This is a genomic window from Streptococcus parauberis NCFD 2020 (assembly GCF_000187935.1).
GTDB lineage: Bacteria > Bacillota > Bacilli > Lactobacillales > Streptococcaceae > Streptococcus > Streptococcus parauberis.
The window spans coordinates 519,201-539,094 of record NZ_AEUT02000001.1 but is presented as its reverse complement, the minus strand read 5'-3'; the positions used below and the strand labels follow the sequence as shown (position 1 = coordinate 539,094).

The window sequence follows — 19,894 nt, the reverse complement described above, 5'->3', positions numbered from 1 at the left end:
TACTAAAGGAGCTAAGGTATGTTTTCAGGTAAACAATTAAAAAAAATTCGTCAACAACACAAGATGAGTCAAGAGCAATTAGGTCAGGAACTTGGAGTAAACAAGATGACTATTTCCAACTGGGAAAAGGATAAGAACAGTCCTAATCAAAAGCATTTAAATGCTTTAGTCTCTATTTTTGAGACAGATCAAGACTACTTCAATCACTATCAAGAGATTATCATTCCCTACAAACAACTAACTAAACAAAATCAATCTAAGGTTGTGACCTATTCAGAGAAATTACTAGCACAAGAAAGTAAAATTATTACCTTGCCGACTAAGAAAAAGGAACTATTTTCTTATCGTGTTTATGAAAGTTTATCTGCTGGTACTGGTTACTCTTACTTCGGTGATGGCAACTATGATGTGGTTTTCTATGATGAACAAATGGATTATGACTTTGCTTCATGGGTCTTTGGGGATTCTATGGAACCAACCTACCTCAATGGTGAAGTTGTTTTGATCAAACAAGAAGGTTTTGATTATGATGGGGCTATCTATGCTGTCGAGTGGGACGGACAGACCTATATTAAGAAGGTTTATCGTGAAGAGGAAGGCTTACGTCTGGTTTCTTTAAATAAGAAGTATTCAGATAAGTTTGCGCCTTTCGATGAGAATCCACGCATCATCGGTAAAATCATTGCTAACTTTATGCCTCTGGAAGTTTAAGGCTTACCATGTCTTACATTGATTATTCACGTGAACCCAGGTCAGACATTGCCTTTGTGGATATGAAATCTTTTTATGCCAGTGTTGAGTGTGTTGATCGAGGCTTAAACCCTTTACGCACCTCACTCTGTGTCATGAGTCGAGCAGATAATAGCAATGGACTTATTCTGGCTTCTTCTCCTACTTTTAAACGTGTTTTTGGCAAATCGAATGTAGGTCGTTCCTATGATTTGCCTTTTAATATCCAAACAAGACGTTTTAACTATCAAGTTGCCCAAAGAAAAGGCTGGACAGTAAGCCCTGCTCTTGTCGCCTATATTGAAGCCTGGGCTAAGCATACGTTAGTGGTTCCTCCTCGCATGGACCGTTACATTGAAAAAAATATTCAGATTCAACATATTTTTCAAGAGTTCGCTTCACCGCAGGACATCTTAACCTATTCGATTGATGAAGGCTTTTTGGATTTAACCTCTTCCTTAAATTATTTTATTCCTCATAATGATTTAAACCGTAAGGAAAAATTAGATGCGCTAGCTAGTCGTATTCAATACCGAATTTGGAAAGAAACGGGGGTTTATTCAACTGTTGGCCTCAGCAATGCCAATCCCCTCTTAGCCAAGTTAGCCTTGGATAATGAGGCCAAGCATAGCGATTCCATGCGTAGTAATTGGTCCTATGAGGATGTGGAAAATAAAGTCTGGCAGATTAAAAAGATGACGGACTTTTGGGGAATTGGTGTCAGAACAGAAAAAAGGATGCATAAGCTAGGTATCTTTTCCATTAAGGAATTGGCTAATGCTAATCCGGATATCTTAAAAAAAGAATTCGGGGTCATCGGTCTTCAACTCTGGTTTCATGCTAATGGGGTGGACGAAAGCAAGGTTCATAAACCTTACAAGCCTGTCAGTAAAGGTGTGGGGAACTCGCAGATTCTGCCTAGAGACTATTATCATCAAGCTGACATTGAACTTGTTTTAGGAGAAATGGCTGAACACGTGGCCAGACGTTTGCGGCGTAAGGAAAAGAAAGCTAGTGTGGTCTCTATTTATGTGAGCTTTTCTAAAGGACAGGAACAAAAGCCCATCAATAGTCAAATGACCATTGATCCTGCTTATAGCAATAAGGTGATTCGTCAGGCCGTTATCTTCTTGTTTCGCAAACATTATGTAGGGGGTGTGGTTCGGCAGATTGCTGTCAGGTGTGATGGCTTGGTCGATTCCTCTATTGAGGTTTTCTCTTTGTTTGACGACTTTGAAAAAAAGGAAAAAGAAAATCATTTAGAGGCCACTATTGACCAAATCCGTGACCGCTTCGGCACTATGGCTTTACAAAAGGGTTCTTCTTTATTGGAAGCTTCGCGTGTTGCTGAACGTAGCCAACTAATTGGTGGCCATTCAGCTAGTATTGATAGAGAAAGGAAAAAGCTCCATGATTGATCGTTCTTATTTACCCTTTGCTTCTGCCCGGTCTTATTACGATCGTAAAATGGCTAAATGGATGGGCTTCTTTCTGTCAGAGCACAACCATTCGCTAGAGGAAGACCGGCAACGTAAAAATGTTTTTAGTCTACTAGCTCTAGAGGAAAAACAATTACTTTTGAGTCAGGCCTATAGTCAGCAATTGCCTGTTAAGGTCCGTATTTTTGAAGATAATCAATTTAAAACTTATTTTGGGAAGATTAGCCGAGCTAGTCGTGATGATTTTCAAATCAAATGCAAGGCAGTCTACTACAGCTTTCCCATAGAACTTTTAATTTCCATTGAACAAGAGGAGTCGACCGACCATGACCATTCACTCTTATAACCAAAATAATTATCAGTTTGATTTTTTTAGTAAGGATTACCGCTTGTTTGAAACGGATTTTTACAAGTACTCTGCCCTGCGCATTCCCCTAACCTTCTTAACAGATGATATTCTACTGACCTTAAATCGGTCACAGTCGACCTTCTTTAAACTCAATAAAGAAAATGCCATTGATCAAAAGGACCACTACTTCTATTTTAAGCTGACGGAACATCCTAAGCATCCGGAAGTGAAGTTTTATGCCTATCAAGGGGTCGATTTATTAACTAAAGAAAAAATGGCTTAATATTCAGAAAAAGCTTTACTGTTATTTATGAAGTTTTCTGACTTAAGAAAAAGTCTTCACACAAATTGTGAAGACTTTTTAATATGATTCTATAAGATGTTAAAGGAGTTTATCGTAGACTATCGAATCTTTACCCTTTAGGAAAATAGGACTGAAGACCTGGATTACTCATTTACCAAGAAAACTCTTCAAAATAAACACGTTCCGGATCCATGCCAGCTTCTTGCATCACTTTTTGCCAATGGCGTCCCATGGCTATTGGTCCCCCTAAGAGAACAATACAATCGTCACGATTTTCTGGTAACTGCCCTAAAATTTCTTGGTCGGTATAACGTCCTACTTGGCAATAGGATTTGAAATTCGGATTTTCTTGCCACTGCATGAGGCGGTCTTGGTAGATAAACTGCTCTGGACTTTTTACGGTGTAAAAGAATTGAGTTGGTATATGTGGGTTACCTTCTACTACTGATAGCAAGGGCACAACTCCGATACCTCCAGCAATGATGATAGTTTCTTTAGGCTTAAAGCTCTTAATCAAGGACTGGTATTTGCCGAAGCCGCCATCTACTCGGATAGGTGAATTATTGGGGACCTGAGCTAGTTGTCTGGTGAAATCACCGTCCCCGCGGATAGCAAAGGTTAAGACTCCCTCTCGCCCCGGTGCATTGACTAGGGAAAAGGGGTGAGGCTCTGCCATTCCTTTAAGCTGAGGAAAAGAAATAAAGGCAAAATCACCAGGATGGAATTTGAGCCGTGACCGTCTTGGAAGTTGAACTTGTAATTCGCGAATATTGGGAGCTATCTCGAAATTGGATATGAGGATTGCTTGGATTCCGTGGGCTGCTGGTTTGAAATGGAACCAGAGGTAGGCTAGGAAGACAAAGATGGAATAAAGCCAAATGAGGAGCATAAAAGCCTTATTAGAGACAATGAAATCGATCAGTTGGATGTGAATAAAAATCAACAAGGTTGCTAAGACATTGAGACGGTGTAACCAAACTGAGATTTCGTGCTTAAAGACACTTTCCAAAAGCTTTTTGATGGTTTCCAAGATTTGAAAACGACTGGTTAACCAACCAGCCATGAAAATCATGGAGTAAGCGGCCAAGCCTAAGAAAATAACAAAGGCAATATCACCAGTATTTTTGATTAAACCATTTGACGGGTCCAATTCTTTATGTAAAAAAGCTAAAAAAATGGCTAGCAGACTAATCATTCCATGGATCATATAAGCACTTGGTAAACCAAGCCAACGGTCAATCCATTTGGGTTTAGTGGCAATATAGGTTGAGGTCAGCATCCAAACATAAGCTAAGACACCTAGTGAAATGCCAAGACTACTATTAGCATGAACTCCTGTTAATCCTGTTTTTAAGGTATACAAAAAAGGTAACGGTAAAATAAATAGAATGACGAGCCAAGATAAGCCAGTTCTACTAGTCAGTTTATTAAGCATAATGGATTTCCCCTTTGTTAAAGATAATCAAATCTTCTTGGTGGCAAATGAGACCCGAAAGTCCTTCTTTAGTGATAAATTAAGTGAAATCGGACTCCAATTCCCAAAATTTTTTTATGTATTTTCCCTCTTTAGATTGATTATAAATAAGAATAAAGCAAATGTCTTAAATAAAACTAAAAAGACAAAAATTTTAATAAAAAATAATGGAAAGTCAGATAATTAAAAAAATACCAATAAAAAGAAAGTCAGATAATTATTAAAGCAAATAATAAATGACAAAAAATTAAAAAGCGCTTCCTCAAAATAAAAACTTGAAAGAATCTAGAAAGCATATAAAATAGAAGATAGAATTTCTGGATTAAAAATGAAATTGTAAGAAGAAAGAATCCATTCAGGAGGAGAAAAACAATGACTAATGTTTCTTTTGATCATTTTTTAAAAGAAGAACTTCAGAATGAAAACTTCAGACAAGAGTTTCAAACAGAAAAAGCAATCTTAGAAATTGCTCTAGCAGTATCTAAGGCGAGATCTAATGCTGGATTAAGTCAAAGACAATTAGCAGAATTATCACATGTTCCTCAATCAACAATAGCAAGAATTGAAAGGGGACATAATACCAGTATTGAAACCATGAGTAAAATTGCTGTTGCCGTAAATCAAGAATTAAAAATTCATTTTGGTTAAAAAACTCAAAAAAGCTAGTTGGTTCATATGAACCAACTAGCTTTTTCTATTTGCGCTTTGTTATTATTTACGTTTTTTCTTGGCTTTTTTAAGTTTGTTAACTTGGCGTTTCATTGATTGCTTCATTGCAAACTCACCAACTTTACCTTTAAGGCCGCCACCAAACATTTGGCTCATATCCATATCACCACCAAATGCCGACATGTCAGGCATACCACCTTGGCCCATCATGCCTTCCAAGGCTGACATATCCGGCATACCACTACCACCCATATTAGGCATATTTTTTGGCATGTTATTTGGATTGATACCCATCTGTTTCATAGCTTTATTCATATCACCAGACATCATACCTTGCATCATTGTTTTAGCTTGGTTAAAGTCTTTGATAAATTTATTAACCTCGACAAAGGTATTACCAGATCCTGAGGCAATACGACGACGGCGACTTGGATTTAAGAGTTCTGGATTTTCACGTTCAGTAGGCGTCATTGATGAGACAATGGCACGTTTACGAGCAATTTGTTTTTCATCAACTTTGATGTTTGCTAAGGCAGGATTACCAGCCATTCCAGGAATCATCTTCAAGAGATCTTCCATTGGTCCCATATTTTGAACTTGGTCTAATTGGGCAATAAAGTCATTGAAGTCAAATGTGTTCTCACGCATTTTTTCAGCTAACTCTAATGATTTTTGTTGGTCATAATCTTGACTAGCTTTTTCAATCAGTGTTAAGAGGTCACCCATACCCAAGATACGACTGGACATACGATCAGGGTGGAAAGTCTCAATATCAGTGATTTTTTCACCAGTACCAGTGAATTTAATTGGACGACCAGTGATTTCACGAACTGATAAGGCTGCACCACCACGAGTATCACCATCAATCTTGGTAAGAACAACACCAGTGATTTCTAATTGTTTGTTGAACTCATCAGCAACGTTAGCTGCTTCTTGACCAATCATACTGTCAATAACCAGTAAGATTTCATTTGGTTGTGCAAGAGCCTTAACATCGCGCAACTCGCCCATTAATTTTTCATCAATTTGTAGACGACCGGCCGTATCAATCAAGACATAATCATTACGATTTTCACGAGCTTGTTCTAACCCTTTTGTGACGATTTCTACTGCAGAGTGGTCAGTTCCCATATCAAAGACAGGAACATTAATTTGTTGACCTAAAGTCTTTAATTGATCAATGGCAGCCGGACGGTAGATATCGGCAGCAATCATCAAAGGACGAGCATTTTCTTCTTTGATTAATTTGTTAGCCAATTTACCAGCAAAGGTTGTTTTACCAGCCCCTTGTAAACCAACCATCATAATAATAGTTGGAATTTTTGGTGATTTAACGATTTCAGATGTTTCAGACCCTAAAATTGCAGTTAATTCTTCATTAACAATTTTTAAAATTTGTTGTGTTGGGTCTAAGGTATCAATGATTTCATGACCAACAGCGCGTTCACGAATACGTTTGATAAAAGTTTTAACAACAGGTAAAGCAACGTCGGCTTCAAGTAAAGCCAGACGAATCTCTTTTGTTACCTCTTGAACATCTTTATCAGATAACTTTTTTTTACCTCGGATATTTTTAAAGACACCTTGTAGGCGCTCTGTTAAACTCTCAAATGCCATAACTACTCCTCTTAATCTCTATTATCAATGCTTGTTAAAATGGAAATTTGCTCTGTAATAAAAGCATCTTCCGGATACTTTGCCGTAATGGCATCGAAGATTTCACTACGAACGATATAGTCTGAATACATATGTAATTTCATTTCATAGGTCTCAAGAATTTTTTCAGTTCGCTTAATATTATCATAAACGGCTTGACGGCTAACACCAAATTCTTCGGCAATCTCAGCAAGACTATAATCATCTGCATAGTACAGCTCAATGTAGTTCATTTGCTTATCTGTTAAAAGTGCTGCGTAAAACTCAAATAGAGCGTTCATCCGATTTGTTTTTTCAATTTCCATAACCTTAATTTTACCATATAATCAGGGATAATAACAATACTTAATCACGATTGTGGCCTTAAAACCAAATTGAGCAGAAAAGAAAAAGGTTACCACTAATAAGCAAGCCTTTTTTAACTTAATTGTTTTCTAGATAGAATTCAAAACGGTCGCCCACATACTGGCTACGCACATATTCAAATGGATTCCCGCTGGTGAAATATGATACTTGGGTCATAGCAAGAATAGCGTGGCCTCTGCTAACGCCTAAATAGGATGCAACACGTTCACTTGCTGATCTAGCATAAATGATTTGTCGGCTTTTGCCAATTTCAAAACCATTGGTCTCCAAGGTTTTGAAGAAATGCTCAGTAATATCTTCACGTCGAAAATTACGGATGTACTTCTCTGGAATAGAGGCCACTTCGTAAACGAGGGGAACGTTATCAGCAAAGCGAATCCGTTCCATTCGAATCACGTGATCTGTCGATTCCAATTGCAATTCTTTAATTTCAGTATCACTGGCAAGTTGCTTTTGATAGGAAATCAGTTTTGAAGACGGCTTTTTCCCTTGAGAGTTAACAATTTCCGTGAAACTGGTCGTTCCGCGCATTTTATCTTGTACACGTTGACTGGCAACATAAGTTCCACTGCCAATCCGTCTTTCCAAGATACCTTCCTCAACTAGTAAAGTAATAGCTTGTCTTAAGGTCATTCGACTGACTGCAAATTTTTCAGCTAGCGTCCGTTCACTTGGTAAACGATCACCAATGGGCCAAATGCCGTCATCAATATCTTTTTTTATTGTATCATGGATTTTTATATAGGCTGGTAGCATGATCCCATTCTCCTCAAGACTTTTATTGACTCTATTTTAACATAATTCTGACAATTTTGGATGAGAAATAAAATGAAAGAATACTAAATATAATTGGAACTAGTTTTTTGTATTTAATCAATAACATTATTATTTACCAAGCTATTCGCTGATGGAGGAAAATGGATTGGTTCTAATACCCAGGTTTGTTTATGAGCAAAACCATTAACTAAGCTCTTATGGAAATAATTTCCTTCAATTACTACATGACCAACCTTTGAAGAATGCTGACCGATTGATGCTCCATATGCAATCAGTTTGCCCTGATGATTAATGAATGGTAAAAATTGATTATTTTTAATAACTATATGATCACTAAGGAATCTAAAATTATTATATATGCTGTAGTTGGGTTCAATAGCTTTTATTAATCCAGCATCCCAAATACCATTTTTTTCAGCAGCATCAAGCTGGATAGCTTCAGCATAGTAGTCATGAAGATTCTTATCTGCTGTTATTTTTGCTATTGAGGTTAACTCTGGGGCGTAGCCAACAAATTGATTATATTCAAAAATTGAATTTTGAAGAGAGCCTAAATCAAAAATATGATTTCCTTTCTTTTGGACCAATTTAAAAGTATTATGGTGAATATACCAGTTATTTCCATGGTCGGCCATAATTAACAACTGAGCTCCAAGCTTCAGATTGTTAGCCCTAAATTGAATATGTGACAGTTCAAAATTACTAACCCCATCTCGTGGAGAAGGACCTGTTGCCAATCCAAACCAGTAGGAGAAATTATCAATGATGAGTTGAGTATGATTTCCGATTATGGAAGAATTTGATGGTAAAATAAAATAATCTTTTTTTGGATACTTACTACCTATCATATACTCACCCATTGGTAGAAATATATCTGTTTGTTTATGTTTATTTGCATATGAAAAAGCTTTATTTAGTATTTTATTATTTGCTTTTTGATTAGTTTTAGAATGGAAGTGAACAAAATAGGTTTTACAGAGTTGTTCTTCATCTATTACTTTTGTTTTTTTATTATTTTTAGCAAGCAAATGATAAGTTGTATAAACTTTACCTTGTTTAAGAAATATTTGCACATTCTTAATTTTGTATAGTTGATGAGAGCTAAAATAACTTATTTTACCATCATTTATTACTGCTTTATCCTTAATAGTTACTAACTCATTTTTTTTGAATGCTGAATGACCAGTTAAATTTTTAATATGACTTTGTTCCACCTCAGTTTCAACAATGTGCATGCCAGTTCTATAAAATATAGAATAATGAATTTTTCTATGCGCACGTCTAATCTTATAAATTGTACCCAATTTAGGAGAGGAGTTTTTAAAATTAAATGTAACTTTATCACCTACAGAATAGCTTTGTTTTATTTTGGTCGGTATATTCTTAATTTTAATTGACTGATAAAAATTGTTTGGTTTTAGGCAAAAAGAAAGCACGCAAATGAAGAAAACTAAAAATAATACTGCCCTCTTTTTCTTATTACTAATCATATGAGCCTCTTTCAACAAATAAATAACTTAATGAAATTAAAATTTTCCTTTTACTTATTAAAGTAGCATTACATTCGTAACTTACAATTAACTTAAAACACTGGATATAAATACGGTTTAAATCTACGTACATATTTTAATAAATGCATCAGAATGTTAGGCTTTAACGAGAAAAAATGGAAAATTTATAATGAATATTTGAAAAAAATATGCTACAATGAGATGTAAAACTCTTAACAGATCGTTAAGATAAATGAAAGGATTACAATGACTGAAATTTCAATTTTGAATGATATTCAAAAAATTATTGTTCTTGATTATGGTAGTCAGTACAACCAATTAATTGCACGACGTATTCGTGAATTTGGTGTGTTTTCTGAATTAAAGAGCCATAAAATCACTGCTAAAGAACTTAAAGAGATTAATCCAATCGGTATTGTCCTATCTGGTGGGCCTAATTCCGTTTATGCTGAGAATGCTTTTGCTATTGACCCAGAAATTTTTGAACTTGGTATTCCAATCCTCGGAATCTGTTACGGTATGCAATTAATTACTCACACGTTGGGTGGTAAAGTTGTTCCTGCAGGTCAAGCTGGTAACCGTGAGTATGGACAATCAACTCTTCGCTTACGTGCTGAGTCAAAACTTTTTGCAGGTACTCCTGAAGAACAACTAGTATTAATGAGTCATGGTGATGCTGTTACAGAAATTCCAGAAGGTTTCTACCTTGTGGGAGATTCAAACGATTGCCCTTATGCAGCTATTGAAAATACTGAACGTAACTTTTATGGCATCCAGTTCCACCCAGAAGTAAGACATTCTGTATATGGTAACGATATCCTTAAAAACTTCGCTGTTTCTATCTGTGGAGCGCGTGGTGACTGGTCAATGGATAACTTCATTGATATGCAAATTGATAATATTCGCAAGCAAGTTGGTGACAAAAAAGTCCTTCTTGGTTTATCAGGTGGTGTTGACTCTTCAGTTGTTGGCGTTCTTTTACAAAAAGCTATTGGCGACCAATTAACATGTATTTTTGTTGATCACGGTCTTCTTCGTAAAGATGAGGGTGACCAAGTTATGGGAATGCTTGGTGGTAAATTTGGTCTTAATATCATCCGTGTGGATGCTAAAAATAGATTCTTAGATTTACTAGCTGGTGTTGATGATCCTGAGAAAAAACGTAAGATTATCGGTAATGAATTTGTTTACGTCTTTGACGATGAAGCTAGCAAATTGAAAGGTGTAGACTTCCTTGCACAAGGAACACTGTATACTGATATCATCGAATCTGGCACAGAAACAGCCCAAACAATCAAATCACACCATAATGTCGGTGGTCTTCCAGAAGATATGCAATTTGAATTGATTGAACCTTTAAATACTTTGTTTAAGGATGAAGTGCGTGCGCTTGGTATCGCTCTTGGAATGCCAGAACATATCGTTTGGCGTCAGCCATTCCCTGGCCCAGGCTTAGCCATTCGCGTCATGGGTGCTATCACTGAAGAAAAATTGGAAATAGTCCGTGAATCAGATGCCATCTTGCGCGAAGAGATCGCCGCAGCTGGACTTGACCGCGATGTATGGCAATACTTCACTGTTAATACTGGCGTTCGTTCGGTTGGTGTTATGGGAGACGGTCGTACATATGACTATACTATTGCTATCCGTGCTATCACTTCAATCGACGGCATGACAGCAGACTTCGCACAACTACCATGGGATGTTCTTAAAAAGATTTCAGTCCGCATCGTAAACGAAGTTGACCACGTCAACCGCATCGTCTATGACATCACAAGCAAACCACCAGCAACGGTTGAATGGGAATAAACAAGTCCGGTGGACTTGTTTAGCCCGAGCCCTAAAACTGAAAAGCGAGGGGAATAACAAAAGGAAACAGTAATGTTTCCTTTTTCTTATATCTGGGGCACCTTTATATTAGTAGAACTGTTTCACAGTTCCTTATTTCTAACCTCAAAGACTCACTCCCCTGACTCTTTGAGCCTCTCGCCAAGAAATATAAAAAGAAGCCGAAAGGCTTCTTTTTTTGCCAGTGGACCTTTACAAATGAATCTCTTCAAGTATCACCATAATCATGCTATAATATTATCGATACTCAAATTTTTTATCTCGGAGGAATAATGCAAGAACTTTTACATATTACGATTATTTTATTTGCTAGTCTCCTAGCGACCCAATTCTCAGGTCGAATCGGTATTCCTGCCGTTGTAGGGCAATTACTTGTTGGCATTCTGATTAGTCCCGCTGTGCTCAATCTTGTCCATCAAGGGGAATTAATTCATTTTCTATCTGAATTAGGTGTTATCTTACTGATGTTTCTGGCTGGGATGGAGGCTAACTTAGAATTACTTAAAAGATACCTCAAGCCAAGTCTTGTTGTAGCTATCTCCGGTGTAATCATACCTGTTGCAGCCTTTTACTTGGTAACTTTAGCAATGGGTTATCAAGCACATACTGCAATATTTTACGGTATTGTATTTGCGGCGACCAGTGTTTCTATCACTGTGGAAGTTCTTCAAGAATATAACAAAGTCAAGACCAATACAGGGGCAGTTATTTTAGGTGCTGCTGTGGCAGATGATATCATTGCAGTGCTACTTCTTAGCTTCTTTATCTCAAGTAGTAAATCCGATTCTGGATCATCAAATCAACTGATTTTTGAAGTACTAGGACAACTTGCTTTTCTTTTATTTCTAATTGCCTTGGTCAAATACATCGTTCCAGCCATTTTTAAATTTGTAAACAAGTTTGATAACTTTGAGAAAAATACTTTCTTAGCCTTACTCCTCTGTTTTACTACGGCACTACTTGCTAATATCGTTGGCATGTCTGCAGTTATTGGTTCTTTCTTCGCGGGACTTGCCATCGGACAGACTAAATATGCTACTGAGATTGAGCACGAAACCTCAATTTTTGCCTACATCTTTTTCATTCCGATTTTCTTCGCCTCAATTGCTCTGCCATTAAAACTAGACGGCATCATTAGCAACTTACCGATAATCGTCCTCTTCACAGTCCTGGCCGTCGCAACTAAACTGATTCCCTGCTATATGGTTGGGCGTTCCTTTAAATTTTCGAAAATGGATGCTCTAACAATTGGTGGAGGGATGGTCAGCCGAGGAGAAATGGCTTTGATTATTGTACAAATTGGCTTAGCTGACAAACTGATTTCAAGCCACACCTATTCAGAACTGGTCATTGTAGTCATCCTCTCTACAATTATTGCACCATTTATACTGAAGCAATCCTTTAAAACAAAGAAAGCCTAAGGGCTTTTTTTACTACATTTTTCACAGAAAGAATTCACTAGTAGCCTTGGTCTAATTAATGAAGAGTACTTTGTCATTATCTATACATGTATAAAATTGATTTATACACAGTTTATGGTATTATTATCTGATTTTATATTCTAATCTTATTGACATGTCTGATATATTAATGTATTCTAATAAATAGTTATTAAAAGGAGAGTTCAATGAATCAGACAGATACAAAAACATTTTTTGGACACCCTCGTGGTTTGTCCACTCTTTTTTTCACTGAAATGTGGGAAAGATTTTCTTACTATGGTATGCGAGCAATTTTGCTTTATTACATGTACTACAGTGTTGCGGATGGTGGGTTAGGATTTGATAAAGCGACCGCAGCATCGATTATGGCTATTTATGGCTCACTTGTTTACCTATCCTCAGTTTTGGGCGGCTATATTAGTGACCGTATTTTAGGTAGTCGTAAAACTGTTTTATATGGTGGAATTTTAATTATGCTTGGTCACATAGCCCTTGCAACGCCATTCGGCAAAACTGCCCTTTTCTTTTCAATTGCCTTAATCATTTTTGGGACTGGTTTACTTAAGCCAAACGTTTCAGATATGGTGGGGAGTCTATACGCCGAAAAGGATTTGCGTCGTGATGCTGGTTTCAGTATCTTTGTTTTTGGAATTAACTTAGGCGCTTTTATTGCTCCTGCATTAGTTGGTTATCTTGGGCAAGAAGTTAACTTCCACCTTGGCTTTTCACTAGCAGCCGTTGGGATGTTACTTGGTCTCATCCAGTACGTCCGTGATGGCAATAAATACCTATCACCAGACAGTTTGGTCCCAAGTGACCCTTTATCAGCAACTGAGAAATCTTCCTTAATCAAGAAAGCAGTTGCTGCTCTGGTTGCTATTACACTTGTTCTACTTCTACTTCAAGTGACTGGTTTATTGTCAGTTGATTTAGTCATCAATTTCTTTACTATTGTCGCAATTGTCATTCCAATTTATTATTTCGTGTCAATTCTCAAAAGTAAGAAAATTACAAGTGAAGAGCGTTCACACGTCTTTGCCTACATTCCACTCTTTATTGCCTCAATTCTCTTTTGGTCAATTGAAGAGCAAGGCGCCGTTGTCTTAGCCCTATTCGCTGATGAACAAACTCGCCTCTACTTCACCTTCTTTGGCCACCACATCAACTTCCCATCTTCATACTTCCAAAGTATCAACCCACTCTTTATTATGCTCTACGTGCCAATTTTTGCGTGGATGTGGGCTAAACTTGGAAGCAAACAACCCTCATCAGCCAAAAAGTTCTCTTTTGGTTTAATGGCCTCAGGCTTATCATTTGTTTGGATGGCAATTCCAGTTATGCTCTTTGGAAGCCAAGCCAGAGTTAGTCCAATGTGGTTAATTATGAGTTGGGCAATTGTTATTGTCGGTGAAATGCTTATCTCACCAATTGGCTTGTCAGTTACAAATAAGCTAGCGCCTAAAGCATTTAAAGCTCAGATGATGTCGATTTGGTTCTTGAGTAATGCATCAGCTCAGGCCCTTAATGCTCAATTCGTTAAATTCTATACAGATCACACTGAGATAGCCTATTTTGCAATAGTTGGTGGTATAACCATCCTATTTGGTTTCTTATTACTATTTTATGTACCAAAAATTGATAACTTAATTAATGAATAATAACCATCCGTATAACGGGTGGTTCGAACAAGAGCTATAAGCCCAGAATACAAGCCAGCGCCTTTAGACGCTGGCTTTCACTTTGTTCAAACTTCATTGCTCTTGAATAGTCACAGGCCATTCATATTTGCCACTATCCTAAAGGGACCTTCACATTTTTTTGCACTTAATTTATCCAGTGCGATATCATGTTTATCCTAATATTGTATGTGTTTTTTTATTGTGGCTTCGTATACTCCTACAGTACTTACATAATATCCTTCCGCCCCAAAACGTCGATTAGCAAACTTAGATTTGAGATTGGCGTGTTTATCAAACATCAAGAGTGCACTTTTATCTTTTATATATCCCATAAAATTTGAGACACTAAGCCTTGGTGGAATACTCACCAACATATGGACATGATCCAGCATCAAATGTCCTTCAATTATTTCTACGCCTTTTTAGCTACACAATCTCTGAAAAATTTCACCAAGACTGCTTCTATATTGATTATAGATTATTTTTCGTCTATACCTAGGGGTGAACACAATGTGATACTTACACATCCACTTTGTGTGTGATAAGCTATATGCCTTTCTGTACATACTCTAACTCCTTTCGCAATACAATTGGCTTGAACACCCTTATTGTATCGTGTTAGGAGTTTTTTGGGTATAACCTTCAATGCGCACCCGCATAGCGGGTAGTTAATTGCTTCACACCTTTGGAGTGGAACGGACTAAGAGCCACATAATTTTAAAGCTATAACATTTGGTGTTATAGCTTTTCTGTCTTAATCAATATGAGAAAGAATAATTCCTGTTAGCTTTTCTAAACCAGCTGGTGTTGGTATATAGGCATTAAATGGAATATTATCGACTGGTTTATGATGAAGCTTAGCATATTCCGTGATTGGTTTGAAATACATTTTGGTTTGAGGACTAACCAAATATAAGTCGTATTCATCCTTATTCACTATATTTTTTGAATCACTTGTTGTTGTAGCATCAACATGAATATCTTTTCCCTTTACTTTTAATAAATCACTTGCTTTCTTAGCCATCAAAGATGACGACATTCCGGCATTACAAAATATCATTACTTTTTTCATTAGATTTCCTCCACAATTCCTTCTATTTCAGCTTGTTTTTTAGCTGCTTTTTGAGCAACAATGACAAATGGCCAGTAAAATAATGCTGTAACAATTAAAATAATGATTTGCACAAGAACAACTTTAATATCACCTTGCGATGCGAGGAAACCACTGATTAATGGTGGTGTAGTCCAAGGAACCATTACCGTTAAAGGTTTCACAAATCCTACCACAGTTGCAAAATAACCAATTAAAGCACCAATAACAGGACTAAGAACAAAAGGAATCATCATTGGAAGGTTGAAGACAATTGGGAAACCAAATATGATTGGTTCATTAATTTCAAATAAGCCTGGGCCAACAGATAATTTAATGATATCTTTAAATGGTTTATATTTGATAAACAACATGACTAATATGACCAATGCAAAAGTTCCACCTGTACCACCCATTTGAGCATAACATGTTTGGAATGCAGAATTTAAAATGTGCGGAGCTTCCTTACCAGCCTGAACAGCAGCCATATTTTCATTCATGTTCAGAAGCATTAAGGGTTCAGTTAATGTAGCATTGATTACTGATTGGTGAATCCCCAAGGTGAAAAGGAAATTACCAGTAGAGTATATTAATAAGTAACCAAATAAGGAAGTATTGACACGGCGCAGCGGCTCTTGAACCAAATTAGTAATCAAGGTCACCATATCAGTGTTGAACAAATTCAATAGCAATGCGGAGATTAAAGCAAAGAATGAAACAGTCAACATCAAAGGAATCATTGTTGAAAATGATTCACCGACTGCAGGTGGAACATCGTCGCCTAGTCTAATACGCAAATGTTTATTTTTGGTTAATTTGATAAACATTTCAGTTGCTAGCATCCCAATAATAATACCGGCAAACAATCCAGTTGTTCCGATTTCTTTAAAAGTGACAAGCCCGGAAACCTCAATTGCTTTTTCAGCTCCATTTGGAATCACTTCTTTAATCATTGGCAACATGACAAATAATGATGATATCGCTACAACTGATGAACTGATTGGCTTATCAAAATCACGATGTTGTGACAAAAAGTAAGCAATAACTGGTGTAATTAATAAACCAGCAATGTTTAGGGAGCCATTTGTTAACATGTTCCCATAGGTTTGAAATTTAGCTAAAACATCTCCATTAAATAAGGCAGTAAACACGACATTATTTAAAAGAACAGCTAAACCAGCCAAAATAAACAGTGGCATAATAGTTGTAAAAGCATCACGTAAGGTTCTTAGATGAATTTGATTCCCTAATCTTGCAGAGAACTCAGCAAATTTTTCTAAAAAATTTCCCCATTTACTTTCTTCCATAACACTACTCCTTTAATCTTCAAAAACTGAAGAGCCATTACTAGCAATCATATTCTTGAACCAATCAAAACTCTTCTTAGGAACTCGTTTCATATCTTTTAAATCATGGTTGCTACGGTTAACATAAACTAAGCCATAGCGTTTTTCCATATCACCTTTAGAACTTAAAATATCAATCAAGCCCCAACCAAGGTAACCAATTACCTCGACACCATCTTCCGTCATTGAATCAAACATAGCTTTGATATGATCTTTGTGATAATCAATACGATAATCATCTTGAATTGGATTTTCACCATCCCAAGTTTCACGAACCCCAATCCCATTTTCAATTGGGAAAACTGGTACTTTATATCTTTGATAGAGTTTATTGAGGACATCTCTGAAACCAAGTGGATCAATTTGCCATTCCCATTCTGTAGACTCAATATAAGGGTTAGCCTCCTTACCAAAGTCCAGATAAAAGTTTGGCGGTGTCCCTTCAGGGATATTCTTAGCACTTATCGTTGTAGAACTATAATAAGAAAAACTCATGAAATCACTCTTAAGTTTAGCCAGACTCTCCATTTCGCCGTCGATAATACCTAAATCAATAGCATTTGCTTTGGCATAGGCCAAATGCTGACGAGAATAGTTCCCATTGACATAACATTCAATTAAAGTCTGATTAACAAATTCATCCCATTCCCTTGCTACCTTGATATCTTCTGGACGAGGCGAAGCTGGGTACACCTCAGAATAAGCTAACATGCCACCTATTTTAGCATCTGTAGTTTCGTGGATATAATTGGCTATTTCAGCATGACAAATCATGACATTATGAGCAATTTGGTAAAGATCCTGAATAGATTCATCACCTTGATCATATCCAGAAATGTGAAAGCCTTCTCTAAAATGGAAGATGTTTTGTTCGTTAAAAGTAATCCAATACTTAACCCTGTCCCCAAAACGATCGACCATTTCTTTACCATATCTGATGAATGCATCTTTTACATATTTAGACATAAAACCATTGTAATCTTTAGCTAAATGTAATGGCATATCAAAATGATAGAGACAAATCATCGGTTCAATTCCACGCGCAAGTAAGTCATCTATAAACTGAGAATAATATGCAATCCCCTCCTCGTTAAATTCACCATCACCTTCTTTAACCACACGTGACCAAGAAATTTGGAATCGATACATATTCATACCAAGTTCTTTCATGTAGTCAAAATCTTCAATGTAATTATTATAGTTGTCATTGGCACAATGCCAATCACTTAATTGATCAGTAGCTTCTCGAATATCATAGACAGATAAACTCTTGCCACCTTGATTCCATCCACCTTCAGTTTGCATACTTGAAACTGAGTTACCCCAAAAGAATTTTTCCATGTCATACTCCTTTTTGAAATCGTTTACATTTACAGTATAATAAAAGAAGCTAGGCTTGTATATAGCCTTAGCTTCTCATGTACAGTTTTCAGTTTACATAGTCGCAATATAAGCATCAAACTGCTTCATTATATGCCCTAAGCAGGAGTCAAGATTAGTTTCAGTTTGACTAATTAACTGATCAGGTATTCCATAATAGACTCCAGAAATTGATCCCGTGATGGCTGCAATTGTATCAGAGTCTCCTCCTATCGAGATTGCATTTCTGATAGAGTCTTCAAAATCAGTGGATTCATAAAAGGCTTGTAATGCTTGTGGGACAGAGCCTTGACAGGATACATCAAAGCCATAAGTCTCTCTAATTTCATCTAAACTAAAATCAATCTGATAGTAATGATCCAAAGTGTATTCTAAAATATCTTCTTTCGATTTTCCTGCTTTTGCTAGATAGACTGCGGCAGTTACTGCCTCTGCCCCTTTAATTGCCTCAGGATGATTATGGCTGACCTTTGTTACTTCTTTCGACAGAATGATAGCTTCTTCTAAGGAAGAGGCAGCCAGAGCTACAGGAGAAATTCTCATTGCTGCACCATTACCAAAACTGCCATAAGGTTGAGGATTCTGTTCATTTAACCATTGATAAAATCGTGAACCAAATCCGGCGTGAGGATATTTTCGACCTAGTTTTTGCATCGAATGAATGACTACTTCTGATAAATCCGAAAAGTCCTCTTTGCTCTTCATTAGTGCCTCAGCAACTGCTAGCGTCATCAGACTATCATCAGTTAGATGGCAATCTTCTGTAAATAGTTGAAAATCTTTTGATTTGTGATTGTTCCATTCAAAACGTGAACCAATCACATCACCTACAACTGCTCCTAACATTTTTTCTCCTTCTATCTGAAATCAATATAGTTTACTGATGCTTTGGTATATTTTGCGCGTGTTTGGGAATATTCAAAGGGCCTGCCATCTTTGAGAAAGACAACTTGTTCGATTTCTAATACAGGATCATCCTTGGCACATTCTAAATATATCTGATCAAAATTATCGGGTTTATCTGCTCTAATCTGTCGAATGCCTGAGCCAATTTGTAAATCTAATTCTTCAATAATGTATCTGTAAATAGATTGATCTAGTATGTGACCATTTAATCCAGGAATTATATGACATGGATAAATAGAATATTCTAAATGAAATGGTTCATTATTTAAATACCTTAATCTGATAATATCAAAGACTGTTTGATTTGATAAGAGTTTTAACTTATCCATTTCTTCAGGGACTGGTAAACGTGTTTCAAAAGATATCACTTTACTTGTCATATTACCTTGATTGGAATAATAGCTTGATGTGCCTACGATCGTTCCGACATCAGTACCATACTTATCTTGCTGTAACGGTGGAAAGGTTACATAGGTTCCCTTACCTCTTTTGGTATACAAAAAACCTTCAATCTTAAGCAGATTAATAGCTTTTTGAATCGTCATTCGACTGACCTGATAATGGTTGGCTAATTCAAACTGGTCCGGAATAAGACAATCTTTTTTATAGCTTTCATTCAATATCTGTTTCCGAATATCGTTAGCAATCTTTTCATACTGTGTCATTTGTCACCCCTATTTAAATTAAACTATCACCTAATATGATTACATTATCATCATCCAATTAATTTGTAAACCTTTTCCGACTAAGTCATTCTGTCTCTCATCATACTCATTTATCAAATGATAAAATATGCTTAGATATGCTATTTCACTAAAAACTAACTTCTCCTTTATATGAACGTTTTAAGTCATTGTTTTCATAAATATCCGACTTTTGCTTGAAATGATTATTTAATTACGATATAGTTAAGGAGAACTATTTGATAA

Annotated in this window: 18 protein-coding genes and 1 pseudogene; 8 read left to right on the top strand and 11 right to left on the bottom strand. The window is 36.5% G+C overall.

The features are described from left to right. Positions 1-18 precede the first annotated feature (18 nt). From SPB_RS02665 to SPB_RS02650, 4 genes are read left to right on the top strand one after another with little or no spacing between them, the layout of a single operon-like run. Positions 19-711: a LexA family transcriptional regulator gene (locus tag SPB_RS02665; protein ID WP_003103167.1), complete on the top strand. Its 693-nt coding sequence runs from the start codon at positions 19-21 to the stop codon at positions 709-711. Between the two features lie 8 nt (positions 712-719). Further along, the gene (locus SPB_RS02660; protein ID WP_003104283.1) at positions 720-2,147 is read left to right on the top strand and encodes a Y-family DNA polymerase; all 1,428 of its coding nucleotides are present in this window, start codon (positions 720-722) and stop codon (positions 2,145-2,147) included. Continuing rightward, the gene (locus SPB_RS02655) at positions 2,140-2,514 is read left to right on the top strand and encodes a hypothetical protein (RefSeq protein WP_003104950.1); all 375 of its coding nucleotides are present in this window, start codon (positions 2,140-2,142) and stop codon (positions 2,512-2,514) included. The genes SPB_RS02660 and SPB_RS02655 overlap by 8 nt, the downstream gene beginning before the upstream one ends. Next, positions 2,495-2,800, top strand: coding sequence for a DUF5960 family protein (locus SPB_RS02650; RefSeq protein WP_003102729.1), 306 nt, complete (start codon positions 2,495-2,497; stop codon positions 2,798-2,800). The genes SPB_RS02655 and SPB_RS02650 overlap by 20 nt, the downstream gene beginning before the upstream one ends. Before the next feature lie 172 nt (positions 2,801-2,972). On the opposite strand, the gene SPB_RS02645 is transcribed toward SPB_RS02650, so the two are convergent. Beyond that, positions 2,973-4,256: an FAD-binding oxidoreductase gene (locus SPB_RS02645; RefSeq protein ID WP_003103630.1), complete on the bottom strand. Its 1,284-nt coding sequence runs from the start codon at positions 4,254-4,256 to the stop codon at positions 2,973-2,975. A gap of 411 nt (positions 4,257-4,667) precedes the next feature. Between SPB_RS02645 and SPB_RS02635 the strand changes: the two genes are divergently transcribed. After that, positions 4,668-4,943: a helix-turn-helix domain-containing protein gene (locus SPB_RS02635; protein WP_003105369.1), complete on the top strand. Its 276-nt coding sequence runs from the start codon at positions 4,668-4,670 to the stop codon at positions 4,941-4,943. Between the two features lie 63 nt (positions 4,944-5,006). Here the strand turns inward: SPB_RS02635 and ffh are convergent, their stop codons facing one another. The 4 genes from ffh to SPB_RS11460 form a co-directional block, all read right to left on the bottom strand. Continuing rightward, positions 5,007-6,581, bottom strand: a complete 1,575-nt coding sequence (ffh, locus tag SPB_RS02630; RefSeq protein WP_003102749.1) for a signal recognition particle protein — start codon at positions 6,579-6,581, stop codon at positions 5,007-5,009. An 11-nt stretch (positions 6,582-6,592) separates the two neighbouring features. After that, positions 6,593-6,925, bottom strand: coding sequence for a putative DNA-binding protein (locus SPB_RS02625; protein ID WP_003104908.1), 333 nt, complete (start codon positions 6,923-6,925; stop codon positions 6,593-6,595). Positions 6,926-7,043: 118 nt separating this feature from the next. Continuing rightward, positions 7,044-7,742: a GntR family transcriptional regulator gene (locus tag SPB_RS02620; RefSeq protein WP_003102378.1), complete on the bottom strand. Its 699-nt coding sequence runs from the start codon at positions 7,740-7,742 to the stop codon at positions 7,044-7,046. Between the two features lie 113 nt (positions 7,743-7,855). Then, complete coding sequence (locus tag SPB_RS11460) at positions 7,856-9,253, bottom strand: hypothetical protein (RefSeq protein ID WP_003103621.1); 1,398 nt, start codon at positions 9,251-9,253, stop codon at positions 7,856-7,858. A gap of 267 nt (positions 9,254-9,520) precedes the next feature. Here SPB_RS11460 and guaA point away from each other — a divergent pair, with 267 nt between their 5' ends. The 3 genes from guaA to SPB_RS02600 all read left to right on the top strand — a co-directional run bounded on the left by guaA (position 9,521) and on the right by SPB_RS02600 (position 14,222). Continuing rightward, a complete protein-coding gene (gene guaA, locus SPB_RS02610) occupies positions 9,521-11,083 on the top strand; it encodes a glutamine-hydrolyzing GMP synthase (protein ID WP_003104676.1) in 1,563 nt (520 codons plus the stop codon). A 311-nt stretch (positions 11,084-11,394) separates the two neighbouring features. Continuing rightward, positions 11,395-12,543, top strand: coding sequence for a cation:proton antiporter (locus SPB_RS02605; RefSeq protein WP_003105668.1), 1,149 nt, complete (start codon positions 11,395-11,397; stop codon positions 12,541-12,543). A gap of 206 nt (positions 12,544-12,749) precedes the next feature. Next, entirely contained in the window at positions 12,750-14,222 is a 1,473-nt protein-coding gene (locus SPB_RS02600) for a peptide MFS transporter (RefSeq protein WP_003102916.1), read from the top strand. Between the two features lie 110 nt (positions 14,223-14,332). Here SPB_RS02600 and tnpA read toward each other — a convergent pair. The 6 genes and pseudogenes from tnpA to SPB_RS02570 all read right to left on the bottom strand — a co-directional run bounded on the left by tnpA (position 14,333) and on the right by SPB_RS02570 (position 19,630). Beyond that, positions 14,333-14,809 (bottom strand): annotated as a pseudogene (gene tnpA, locus SPB_RS02595) (IS200/IS605 family transposase). Positions 14,810-14,997: 188 nt separating this feature from the next. Beyond that, positions 14,998-15,315, bottom strand: coding sequence for a PTS cellobiose transporter subunit IIB (locus tag SPB_RS02590; protein ID WP_003104151.1), 318 nt, complete (start codon positions 15,313-15,315; stop codon positions 14,998-15,000). Further along, positions 15,315-16,640: a PTS sugar transporter subunit IIC gene (locus SPB_RS02585; RefSeq protein WP_003105236.1), complete on the bottom strand. Its 1,326-nt coding sequence runs from the start codon at positions 16,638-16,640 to the stop codon at positions 15,315-15,317. The genes SPB_RS02590 and SPB_RS02585 overlap by 1 nt, the downstream gene beginning before the upstream one ends. Positions 16,641-16,652: 12 nt before the next feature. Further along, the gene (locus SPB_RS02580) at positions 16,653-18,020 is read right to left on the bottom strand and encodes a glycoside hydrolase family 1 protein (protein ID WP_003104385.1); all 1,368 of its coding nucleotides are present in this window, start codon (positions 18,018-18,020) and stop codon (positions 16,653-16,655) included. A gap of 93 nt (positions 18,021-18,113) precedes the next feature. Beyond that, on the bottom strand, positions 18,114-18,905 hold the full coding sequence (locus SPB_RS02575; RefSeq protein ID WP_003105592.1) for an ADP-ribosylglycohydrolase family protein: 792 nt from the start codon (positions 18,903-18,905) through the stop codon (positions 18,114-18,116). An 11-nt stretch (positions 18,906-18,916) separates the two neighbouring features. Further along, the gene (locus SPB_RS02570) at positions 18,917-19,630 is read right to left on the bottom strand and encodes a GntR family transcriptional regulator (protein ID WP_003104407.1); all 714 of its coding nucleotides are present in this window, start codon (positions 19,628-19,630) and stop codon (positions 18,917-18,919) included. Positions 19,631-19,894 lie beyond the last annotated feature (264 nt).